Source organism: Streptomyces sp. NPDC021749, from assembly GCF_040640655.1.
In the GTDB taxonomy this organism is placed as follows: domain Bacteria; phylum Actinomycetota; class Actinomycetes; order Streptomycetales; family Streptomycetaceae; genus Streptomyces.
This window is the reverse complement of record NZ_JBFACE010000085.1, coordinates 1-11,005: the sequence shown is the minus strand read 5'-3', so window position 1 is coordinate 11,005 and position 11,005 is coordinate 1. Positions and strand designations below refer to the sequence as shown.

Below are 11,005 nucleotides of genomic sequence, written 5' to 3'. Positions count from 1 at the left end.
GGGGCGGGGGCGGGGGGGGGGGTTTGGGGGCACCAACACACAAGAACACAACACCCCCGGCCCCGCAGGACCGTCACCGCACCCACAACAAACCCGCCCGCCGCTGGGGGCACCTCCCACGCCCTTCAGGCAGTGGGGGAGCCACGGCGGGAAACCCCCACGGCGGAACAGCCGGCTACGTGGGCGGCACCGCAATGCGCACCGGCTTCAGCCGCCGTTCGTCACACCCTCCACCAACTCGTCCGCCGCCCGGTACGGATCCGTCTCGCCGGCCACTATCCGTTCGGCCAGCGCCTCCAGCCGGCGGTCGCCGCTCAGGTCGCCGATCCGCTCGCGCAGCGCCGTGACCGCGATCGTCTCGACCTCGTGGGCGGCCCTGGCGCGGCGCCGCTCGGCCAGGACGCCGTGCTCCTCCATCCAGGCCCGGTGCTTCTCCAGCGCCTCGACGACCTCGTCGACGCCCTCGGAGCGGGCGGCGACCGTCTTCACGATGGGCGGCCGCCAGTCGCCGGGCGCCCGGGATTCGCCGAGGCCCAGCATGTGGTTGAGCTCCCGGGCGGTGGCGTCGGCGCCGTCCCGGTCGGCCTTGTTGACCACGTAGACGTCACCGATCTCCAGGATTCCGGCCTTGGCCGCCTGGATGCCGTCGCCCATGCCGGGCGCGAGCAGCACCACGGAGGTGTCCGCCTGGGAGGCGATCTCCACCTCGGACTGGCCGACCCCGACCGTCTCGACCAGGATCACGTCGCAGCCGGCCCCGTCCAGGACCCGGATGGCCTGCGGCGCGGCCCAGGCCAGGCCGCCCAGATGGCCGCGGGTGGCCATCGAGCGGATGTAGACGCCGGGGTCGGAGGCGTGCTCGCTCATCCGGACCCGGTCGCCGAGCAGCGCACCGCCGGAGAACGGCGAGGACGGGTCGACGGCGAGCACGCCGACCCGTTTGCCCGTCTTGCGGTACGCGGTGACCAGGGCCGAGGTGGTGGTGGACTTGCCCACTCCGGGTGAGCCGGTCAGTCCGACCACGTAGGCGTTGCCGGTGAGCGGCGCCAGCGCCGCCATCACCTCGCGCAGCTCCGGCGCCGCCCCCTCCACGAGGGAGATCAGCCGGGCCACCGCCCTCGGCCGGCCCTGCCGTGCCTGTTCCACCAGCTGGGGGACGTCCACCATCGCTGCTCGGCTCCTTCGGCTCGCTGGTCGCGATTCGGCAGTCCGTACGCACGGGCGTACGGGCTGCCGCTTACTTACCCGGTACGCGGATGATCAGCGCGTCGCCCTGACCGCCGCCGCCGCACAGTGCGGCCGCGCCGGTCCCGCCGCCGCGCCGGCGCAGTTCCAGGGCCAGGTGCAGCACGATGCGGGCGCCGGACATCCCGATCGGGTGACCCAGGGCAATCGCGCCGCCGTTGACATTCACCTTTTCCGGGGAGACCCCCAGATCCTTCATTGACTGCACGGCGACCGCCGCGAACGCCTCGTTGATCTCGATCAGGTCGAGGTCGGCGACGGTCAGGCCCTCCTTGCCCAGGGCGTGGTTGATGGCGTTGGACGGCTGGGACTGCAGCGAGTTGTCGGGGCCCGCGACGTTGCCGTGCGCGCCGATCTCCGCGATCCATTCCAGGCCCAGTTCCTCGGCCTTGGCCTTGCTCATCACGACGACGGCGGCCGCACCGTCCGAGATCTGCGAGGACGTTCCGGCGGTGATCGTGCCGTCCTTGGCGAACGCCGGACGCAGCTTGGCCAGCGACTCCACGGTGGTCTCCGCGCGGATGCCCTCGTCCTTGCTGAAGACGACCGGCTCGCCCTTGCGCTGCGGGATCTCCACGGGGGTGATCTCCGCCTCGAAGAGGCCGTTCTTCTGGGCGGCGGCGGCCCGCTGGTGCGAGGCCGCGGCGATCTCGTCCTGCTCCGGACGGGCGATTCCCAGCCTGGTGTTGTGCTTCTCGGTCGACTCGCCCATGGCGATGCCCTCGAACGAGTCGGTCAGGCCGTCGTGGGCCATCGCGTCGAGCATCTCGACGGCGCCGTACTTGTAGCCCTCCCGGGACTTGGGGAGGAGGTGCGGCGCGTTGCTCATGGACTCCTGGCCGCCGGCGACGACGACGTCGAACTCACCCGCACGGATCAACTGGTCGGCCAGCGCGATCGCGTCCAGTCCGGAGAGGCACACCTTGTTGACGGTGAGCGCGGGGACGTTCATCGGGATGCCGGCCTTGACGGCGGCCTGGCGCGCCGGGATCTGCCCCGCCCCGGCCTGCAGCACCTGGCCCATGATCACGTACTGCACCTGGTCGCCGCCGATGCCCGCCCGGTCCAGTGCCGCCTTGATGGCGAAACCGCCCAGATCGGCGCCCGAGAAGGTCCGCAGGGAGCCCAGGAGCCGCCCCATCGGGGTACGGGCTCCCGCCACGATTACTGAGGTGGTGCCGTTCGTGCCGTTGGTGTCAGACATGCGATGCGGCCTTCCTTTGCAGGGAAGTTAACGAGGGTTCCCGTCAATGTACTGAGCGGTACCCGCCGGGTCATCGGCCAGCGGGTGTGATCGCGCGCACGTTGCGTAACCAGTCGTGAGAGGGGTGCACTGGAACCATGCTGACGCGAATCGACCACATCGGGATCGCCTGTTCCGACCTCGACAAGACTGTCGAGTTCTACCGTGCCACGTACGGCTTCGAGGTGTTCCACACCGAGGTCAACGAGGAGCAGGGCGTCCGGGAAGCCATGCTGAAGATCAACGAGACCTCGGACGGCGGGGCCTCCTACCTGCAGCTCCTGGAGCCCACCCGCGAGGACTCCGCGGTGGGCAAATGGCTGGCCAAAAACGGCGAGGGCGTACACCACATCGCCTTCGGCACCGCGGACGTCGACGGGGATTCCGAGGCCATCCGCGGCAAGGGCGTACGGGTGCTCTACGACGAGCCCCGCAAGGGTTCCATGGGGTCGCGGATCACCTTCCTGCACCCCAAGGACTGCCACGGCGTGCTCACCGAACTCGTCACCGCGGCACCCCCCGCCAGCACGGACCACTGACCTTCACGTTCCCCGGCCGGTAGAGTGCAGCTTCGGCCGGGGTACGGCAGTGGGGCTCGGCCCATACTCTGCCGATGATCTGACACCATTTCTTCGGAGAAGGGTCAGCTCCAAGGGGTGCCAGTCGGGTACGACGTGACGTGTACGGGACGAGCACCGCAGGACCGGAGCCGGCCGCCACCATGACCAGGGGACGGATGGGACCGCGCAGTGCGGGGCAACGAGCGCCAGGAGCGTAAGTGGGCTGAGGCCGACCACCTCTCGCAGTTCGAAGCCGAGATGGAGCGGCTGAAGACCGAGCGGGACAAGGCCGTCCAGCACGCCGACGACCTCGGCTACCAGGTCGAGGTGCTGCGCGCCAAGCTGCACGAGGCGCGTCGCAACCTCGCGACCCGTCCTGCCTACGACAACGTCAGCCACCAGGCCGAACAACTGCTGCGCAATGCGCAGATCCAGGCCGATCAGCTGCGGTCGGACGCCGAGCGGGAGCTGCGCGAGGCACGGGCGCAGACCCAGCGGCTGCTGCAGGAGCAGGCCGAGCGGCAGGCCCGGCTGGAGGCCGAGCTGCACGCCGAGGCGGTCAGCCGCCGCCAGCGGCTCGACGAGGAGCTCAACGAGCGCCGGCAGACCGTCGAATCGCACGTCAACGAGAACGTCGCCTGGGCCGAACAGCTGCGCGCCCGCACGGAGTCGCAGGCCCGCCGGCTGATGGAGGAGTCCCGGGCGGAGGCCGAAGCGGCCCTGGCGGCCGCGCGCGCCGAGGCCCAGCGGCTGATCGAGCAGTCCCGGGCCCGGCTCGGTTCGGAGGCCGAAGCGGCCCGCGCCGAGGCCGAGTCCATCCTGCGCCGGGCGCGTTCGGACGCCGAGCGGCTGCTGACCGCGGCGTCCAACCAGGCCCAGGAGGCCACGGATCAGGCCGAGCAGCTGCGCACCGCCGCCGGCACCGAGTCGGAGGAGGCGCGCCGTCAGGCCACCGAGCTGACCCGTACCGCCGAGGCCCGGCTGCAGGAGGCGGACACCGCGCTGCGCGAGGCGCGCGCCCAGGCCGAGAAGCTGGTCGAGGAGGCGCAGGCCAGCGCCGGAAAGCGGCTGTCGGCCGCCGAGTCGGAGAACGAGCAGCGCACCCGTACGGCCAAGGCGGAGATCGCCCGGCTGGTCGCCGAGGCCACCAAGGAGGCCGAGGCGCTCAAGGCCGAGGCCGAGCAACTGCGCGCCGACGCCCGTACGGAGGCCGAGCGGCTGCTCGCCGAGGCGCAGGAGGCCGCCCGGTCGAAGGCGGCGGAGGACTCCGCGGCGCAGCTGGCGAAGGCCGCGCGGACCGCCGAGGAGATGATGACCAAGGCGTCCGAGGACGCCAAGGCCGCGACCAAGGCCGCCGCCGAGGAGGCCGAACGGCTGCGCAAGGAGGCCGAGGCCGAGGCCGACCGGCTGCGCGAGGAGGCGCACGACACCGCGGCCCAGCTCAAGGGGGCGGCGAAGGACGACACCAAGGAGTACCGCGCCAAGACCGTCGAACTCCAGGAGGAGGCGCGGCGGCTGCGCGGCGAGGCGGAGCAGCTGCGCGCCGACGCGGTCGCCGAGGGCGAGCGGATCCGCAGCGAGGCCCGGCGCGAGGCGGTCCAGCAGATCGAGGAGGCGGCCGGTACCGCCGAGGAGCTGCTGGCCAAGGCCAAGTCCGATGCGGAGGAGACCCGTTCGGGTGCCGTCGCGGAGAGCGAGCGGGTCCGGACCGAGGCCATCGAGCGCGCCTCGACGCTGCGCCGGCAGGCCGAGGACGCGCTGGAGCGGGCGCGTGCGGAGGCCGAAACCCTGCTGCTGGAGGGCACTCAGGCCGCCGAGGAGCTGACGTCGGAGGCCGAGAAGAGCGCCGCGAAGCTGCGCGCCGAGGCCGAGGAGGCCGCCGAGCAGCTGCGCACCGACGCACAGGCGGAACTGGACCGGCTGCGCACCGAGGCCGAGGAGCGGGTCGCGGCCGCCGAGGAGTCGCTGCGCGAGGCCCGCACGGAGGCCGAACGGCTGCGCCGCGAGACGCAGGAGGAGGCCGCCCGGCTCAAGGCCGAGGCCGCCGAGCGCCGCCGCACGCTCCAGCAGGAGGCCGAGGAGGAGGCCGAGCGGCTGCGCACGGAGGCCGCGGCGGACGCCTCCGCGGCACGCTCCGAGGGCGAGTCGGTGGCCGTACGGCTGCGCACCGAGGCGGCGGCCGAGGCCGAGCGGCTCAAGTCGGAGGCGCAGGAGACCGCGGACCGGGTGCGCGCGGAGGCCGCGGCCGCCGCGGAGCGCACCGGCGCCGAGGCGGCCGAGGCGCTGGCCGAGGCGCAGGAGGAGGCCGCGCGGCGCCGCCGGGAGGCCGAGCAACTGCTGGGCGAGGCCCGCGAGGAGGCCCACCAGGAGCGCACCGCGGCCCGCGAGCAGAGCGAGGAGCTGCTGGCCTCGGCCCGTACGCGGGTGACCGAGGCGCAGGAGGAGGCCGCGCGGCTGGTCGAGGACGCGGACCGGCGGGCCGGCGAGCTGGTGGCGGCGGCCGAGCAGACCGCGCAGCAGGTGCGGGACTCGGTCGCGGGGCTGCACGAGCAGGCCGCCGAGGAGATCGCCGGGCTGCGGTCGGCGGCCGAACACGCCGCGGAGCGCACGAAGTCGGAGGCGCAGGAGGAGGCCGACCGGGTCCGCAAGGACGCCTACGAGGAGCGGGAGCGCGCCTCGGAGGACGCGGCGCGGACCCGGCGCGAGGCGCAGGAGGCGTCGGAGGCCGCCCAGACCCTTGCCGAGCGGGCCGTCGCGGAGGCCATCGAGGAGGCCGAGCGGCTGCGCACGGAGGCGGCCGGGGTGCTCGACGAGGCCCGCCGGGACGCCAACGCGGCGCGTACGGAGGCCGCCGAGCAGGCCGACCGGCTGGTCGCGGAGGCGACCGCGCAGGCCGAGAAGCTGGTCACGGACGCCTCGGCGAAGGCGCAGCAGCTGCGGACCGACGCCTCGAACGCGCTGGCGGCCGGCGAGCAGGACGCCGCGCGGGCCCGCGCCGAGGCGCGCGAGGACGCGAACCGGATCCGGTCGGACGCCGCGGAGCAGGCCGACCGCCTGATCACCGAGGCCCGTGCGGAGGCCGAGCGGATCGTCGCCGAGGCGACCGAGCTGACGTCTTCGGCGCAGGACGACGCGGACCGTACGGTCCGGGAGGCCCAGGAGGCCGCCGACCGGCTGCGCGCGGAGGGCGAGCAGCAGGCGCAGTCCCTGGTGGCCGAGGCGACCGAGCGGGCCGAGCGGCTGCGGACCGAGGCGGCCGAGGTGCTGGAGCAGGCACGTCTGGACGCCGAGCGCACCAGCGACCAGGCGCGGGCGGACGCCAACAAGACCCGCGCGGACGCCGCGGAGCAGGCCGACACGCTGGTGTCGGAGGCCGCGACGGAGGCGCAGCGGCTGCGTGCCGAGGCCGCGGAGACCACCGCGGACGCCGAGCGGGAGGCGGACCGTACCCGGGCCGACGCCCGCGAGCAGGCGGACCGGATGATCGCCACGGCCACCGCGGAGGCGGACCGGCTGCGGGCCGAGGCGGCCGAGACGGTCACCGCCGCGCAGGAGCACGCCGGCCGTACCCGTAACGAATCGGCCAAAATCAAGGAGGACGCGGAGGCGGCCGCCGAGCGGATGCGCGCGGAGGCCCAGGAGGAGGCCGACCGGCTGCTCGACGAGGCCCGCAAGGACGCCGCGAAGCGCCGCGGGGACGCCGCGGAGCAGGCCGACCAGCTGATCGCCAAGGCCCAGGAGGAGGCGCTGAAGGTCGCCACCCAGGCCGAGGAGCAGGCCGACACGATGGTCGGGGCGGCCCGCAAGGAGGCCGAGCGGCTCGTCACGGAGGCGACCTCGGACGGCAACGCCCGGGTGGAGAAGGCCCGTACGGACGCCAACGCGCTGCTGGAGGAGGCCCGTGGGGACGCCACCGCCATAAGGGAGCGCGCCGAGGAGCTGCGGCAGCGGATCGAGTCCGAGGTCGAGGAGCTGCACGAGCGGGCCCGCCGGGAGTCGGCGGAGACCATGAAGAACGCCGGCGAGCGGGTCGACAAGCTCATCGCGCAGGCCACCGCGCAGCAGGTGGAGGCCGAGGAGAAGGCCGACCGGATGATGGCGGACGCCAACAGCGAGGCGAGCAAGGTCCGGATCGCGGCGGTCAAGAAGGCCGAAGGCCTGATCAAGGAGGCCGAGAACAAGAAGGCCGAGGCGGTGCGCGACGCGGAGCGGATGCGCGAGGAGGCCCGGGCGGAGGCCGCCCGCATCGTGGACGAGGGCAAGCGCGAGCTGGAGACCCTGGTCCGCCGGCGGGAGGACATCAACGCCGAAATCTCCCGCGTCCAGGACGTTCTGGAGGCTTTGGAGTCTTTCGAGGCACCCGGCGGAGGGGGCGAAAACAAGGGCAACGGGGTGAAAGCGGGCGCGGGCGCCGGTGCAACTCGTTCGAGTGGCAAGCAGTCTGAAGGGTAGCCACTCAAATGAGGGGTCATTCTCCAGATCAAACGGGCAATGACTCGATGACACGCCGTTGTGACCCCTAGGATTCTCCTTATCACCTCACCGGTCTCTTCGACAGGAACCCCATGAGCGACACTTCCTCCCCCTTCGGCTTCGAGCTCGTGCGGCGTGGGTACGACCGCGGTCAGGTGGATGACCGCATCACGAAGCTCGTCGCCGACCGCGACAGCGCACTGGCCCGCATCACGTCGCTGGAAAAGCGGATCGAGGAGCTCCACCTCGAAACGCAGAACGCCCAGGCGCAGGTCAATGACGCCGAACCGTCCTACGCGGGCCTGGGAGCGCGCGTCGAGAAGATCCTCCGGCTTGCCGAGGAAGAGGCCAAGGACCTGCGCGAGGAGGCCCGCCGGGCCGCCGAGCAGCACCGTGAGCTGGCCGAGTCGGCCGCCCAGCAGGTCCGCAACGACGCGGAGGCGTTCGCCGCCGAGCGCAAGGCGAAGGCGGAGGACGAGGGCGCCCGGATCGTCGAGAAGGCCAAGGGCGAGGCGTCCACGCTGCGCGCCGAGGCCCAGAAGGACGCCCAGTCCAAGCGGGAGGAGGCGGACTCCCTCTTCGAGGAGACCCGCGCCAAGGCCGCGCAGGCCGCCGCGGACTTCGAGACCAACCTCGCCAAGCGCCGTGAGCAGTCCGAGCGGGACCTCGCCTCCCGTCAGGCCAAGGCCGAGAAGCGGCTGGCCGAGATCGAGCACCGCGCCGAGCAGCTCCGCCTGGAGGCCGAGAAGCTGCGTACGGACGCCGAGCGCAGGGCCCGCCAGACGGTGGAGACCGCGCAGCGCCAGGCCGAGGACATCGTGGCGGACGCCAACGCCAAGGCGGACCGTATCCGCAGCGAATCCGAGCGCGAGCTGGCGGCGCTGACCAACCGCCGCGACTCCATCAACGCCCAGCTGACCAACGTCCGCGAGATGCTGGCCACGCTGACCGGTGCGGCGGTGGCCGCGGCCGGTGCTCCCGGCGACGACGAGGCGGTCTCCCGCGGCGTCCCGGCCCAGCAGACGCGCTGAACCAACCGTCGGAAGGTTTCGCCGGTTTCCACCGAGCCCCCGTACCGCCCTCTGAGGCGGTGGCGGGGGCCCGGTCGTACAGGGGGTCCGCCAGCCGGCCCCGCCCCGGTGGCCGGGCCACCCAGGCGCGCCTAGCGTGCTGTACATGATCGAGCTTGAGGGGCTGACCAAGCACTACGGCGACAAGGTGGCGGTGGACCACCTCACCTTCACGGTGCGGCCCGGCATCATCACCGGCTTCCTCGGGCCCAACGGCGCGGGCAAGTCGACCACGATGCGGATGATGCTGGATCTGGACAACCCGACGTCGGGCACGGTCCGGATCGACGGCAAGCACTACCGCCAGCTGGAAGACCCCCTGACGTACATCGGCGCGCTGCTGGAGGCCAAGGCCGTGCACGGCGGCCGGAGCGCCGCCAACCACCTGCTGTGCCTGGCGCAGAGCAACGGCATCCCGCGCAGCCGGGTCGGCGAGGTGCTCGAAATGGTCGGGCTCAGCTCGGTCGCCAAGAAGCGCGCGAAGGGCTTCTCACTCGGCATGGGCCAGCGGCTGGGCATCGCCGCCGCCCTGCTCGGCGATCCGCAGGTGCTGCTCTTCGACGAGCCGGTCAACGGCCTCGACCCCGAGGGCATCCACTGGATCCGGAACCTGATGAAGCACCTCGCGGCCCAGGGCCGTACGGTCTTCGTCTCCTCCCACCTGATGAGCGAGATGGCGCTGACCGCCGACCACTTGGTGGTCATCGGCCAGGGCCGGCTGATGGCGGACACGTCCATGAAGGACTTCATCCACCAGAACTCACGCTCGTACGTCCGGATGCGCTCCCCGGAACAGCAGAAGCTGCTCGACGTGCTGCGCGCCCAGGGCATCCACGCGGTGTCGGCCGGGGGCGGTGCGCTGGAGGTCGACGGGGTGCCGGCCGAGCGGCTCGGCGAACTGGCCGCGGCCCACCACCTGACCCTGCACGAGCTGAGCCCTCAGCAGGCGTCCCTGGAAGAGGCGTTCATGCGGTTGACGGCCGGGTCCGTCGAGTACCACGCGCACAACGGCGCAACGGTGCCGGCGCGGACCGCCGCCGTTCCGGGAGCACCCCAGCCGGCCGGGGCACGGCCGGGCGAGCCGCAGCCGACCGGCTGGGGCGCGGACTGGCAGAAGAAGAGGAGCTGACCCATGGCGGCGGTCGGGCAGGTCATCCGGTCCGAGTGGACCAAGATCAGGTCGGTGCGGTCGACGGTGTGGACCCTCGGCATCGCCGTCGTGGTCACCGTCGGGCTGGGCATGCTGATCTGCACGCTGGCCAACCACGACTTCGACTCCATGCCGGCCCGGGACCGGCTGTCGTTCGACGCCACCAACGTCAGCTTCGCCGGGATGGGACTGGGCCAGCTCGCGATGATCGTCTTCGGTGTGCTGGTGGTCTCCAACGAGTACAGCACCGGCATGATCCGCGCCTCGCTCGCCGCGGTACCGCAGCGCGGCACGTTCCTGTTCTGCAAGTTGCTGGTCGCCACCGCACTGGTCTTCGTCGTCGGCCTGGCCACCAGCTTCGTGACGTTCTTCGCGGGCCAGGCGATGCTGGGCGATCTGCGCGCCCACCTCGGCGACCCGGGTGTGCTGCGCGCCGTGATCGGCGGCGGCCTCTACATGACGCTGATCGCCCTGTTCTCCATGGCGGTCGCCACGATGCTGCGCAGCCCGATGCTCTCGCTGGGCATCCTGATGCCGTTCTTCTTCCTGATCTCCAACATCCTCGGCAACGTCTCCGCCACCAGGAAGATCGGCCGCTTCCTGCCCGACCAGGCCGGCTCCAAGATCATGCAGGTCGTCCCCCGCGCGGGCGAGGACGTGCCCTACGGCCCGTGGGGCGGCCTGGGCATCATGATCGCCTGGACGGTGCTGGCGCTGGCCGGGGGGTACGTGCTCCTGAAGCGCCGCGACGCGTAGCGCTGCGCTTGGCTTTTCGCCCCACGTACTCGGCTGTCCCGCCGCGGGGCATCTCGCCGTTGCGGTGCGCTTTGCGGCGTCGCGTTCGTTTGTCGACTGTCCCGCCGTCGGGGTTGTTCGCCGTTGCGCCTGGCGGCGGGCGTTGTTTGTCGGGTGCGGTGACAGCCCTACAGACTTCGTCCTACGGTCTGTCCCCTCCCATGAGTGGGGGGTGTGGGGTGGGTGGGGGCGAGCGTTGTCGTTCAGCTGTACGTCACCTCGTGCCGTACGGCGCGTCGTGTCCCACGTCGCCTCGTACCGTACGGCGCGTCGTGCTGTACATCCGCGTCGTGCGGTGTCGGGAATACCTTCCCCGGCCCGCCGGGTTGAGGCCCAGCAGGGGGCGCCGGCAACCCTTACGGGATCTGTTCGACCCTCCCCTACGGGACCGCTGGCCCCCTTGCATGCCCCAACGCCCACCCCCACACACCGCATTCCCACCCCACACACGGGAGGGGACGGGCCGGAG

General features: G+C 72.3%; 7 protein-coding genes. 5 read left to right on the top strand and 2 right to left on the bottom strand.

Annotated features, from left to right (window positions below):
- Window positions 1-207 precede the first annotated feature (207 nt).
- Together meaB and AB0G35_RS36815 are read right to left on the bottom strand one after the other, a co-directional pair.
- Window positions 208-1,167, bottom strand: coding sequence for a methylmalonyl Co-A mutase-associated GTPase MeaB (gene meaB, locus AB0G35_RS36820; protein ID WP_360959033.1), 960 nt, complete (start codon window positions 1,165-1,167; stop codon window positions 208-210).
- Window positions 1,168-1,237: 70 nt separating this feature from the next.
- Window positions 1,238-2,449: an acetyl-CoA C-acetyltransferase gene (locus AB0G35_RS36815; protein WP_360959030.1), complete on the bottom strand. Its 1,212-nt coding sequence runs from the start codon at window positions 2,447-2,449 to the stop codon at window positions 1,238-1,240.
- 137 nt (window positions 2,450-2,586) lie between these two features.
- Here AB0G35_RS36815 and mce point away from each other — a divergent pair, with 137 nt between their 5' ends.
- The 5 genes from mce (at window position 2,587) to AB0G35_RS36790 (ending at window position 10,497) form a co-directional block, all read left to right on the top strand.
- Entirely contained in the window at window positions 2,587-3,027 is a 441-nt protein-coding gene (mce, locus tag AB0G35_RS36810) for a methylmalonyl-CoA epimerase (RefSeq protein WP_360959028.1), read from the top strand.
- A 210-nt stretch (window positions 3,028-3,237) separates the two neighbouring features.
- Window positions 3,238-7,500, top strand: a complete 4,263-nt coding sequence (gene scy, locus AB0G35_RS36805; RefSeq protein ID WP_360959025.1) for a polarized growth protein Scy — start codon at window positions 3,238-3,240, stop codon at window positions 7,498-7,500.
- Between the two features lie 113 nt (window positions 7,501-7,613).
- The gene (locus AB0G35_RS36800; RefSeq protein ID WP_030414114.1) at window positions 7,614-8,552 is read left to right on the top strand and encodes a cellulose-binding protein; all 939 of its coding nucleotides are present in this window, start codon (window positions 7,614-7,616) and stop codon (window positions 8,550-8,552) included.
- Between the two features lie 145 nt (window positions 8,553-8,697).
- Window positions 8,698-9,720: an ATP-binding cassette domain-containing protein gene (locus AB0G35_RS36795; RefSeq protein WP_360959022.1), complete on the top strand. Its 1,023-nt coding sequence runs from the start codon at window positions 8,698-8,700 to the stop codon at window positions 9,718-9,720.
- 3 nt (window positions 9,721-9,723) lie between these two features.
- On the top strand, window positions 9,724-10,497 hold the full coding sequence (locus AB0G35_RS36790) for an ABC transporter permease (protein ID WP_360959019.1): 774 nt from the start codon (window positions 9,724-9,726) through the stop codon (window positions 10,495-10,497).
- The last annotated feature ends 508 nt before the right edge of the window (window positions 10,498-11,005 follow it).

Coding starts and splice junctions, on each gene's coding strand:
- meaB (WP_360959033.1), bottom strand. CDS start 1,167: ATGGTGGACGTCCCCCAGCTGGTGGAACAGGCACGGCAGGGCCGGCCG.
- AB0G35_RS36815 (WP_360959030.1), bottom strand. CDS start 2,449: ATGTCTGACACCAACGGCACGAACGGCACCACCTCAGTAATCGTGGCG.
- mce (WP_360959028.1), top strand. CDS start 2,587: ATGCTGACGCGAATCGACCACATCGGGATCGCCTGTTCCGACCTCGAC.
- AB0G35_RS36800 (WP_030414114.1), top strand. CDS start 7,614: ATGAGCGACACTTCCTCCCCCTTCGGCTTCGAGCTCGTGCGGCGTGGG.
- AB0G35_RS36795 (WP_360959022.1), top strand. CDS start 8,698: ATGATCGAGCTTGAGGGGCTGACCAAGCACTACGGCGACAAGGTGGCG.
- AB0G35_RS36790 (WP_360959019.1), top strand. CDS start 9,724: ATGGCGGCGGTCGGGCAGGTCATCCGGTCCGAGTGGACCAAGATCAGG.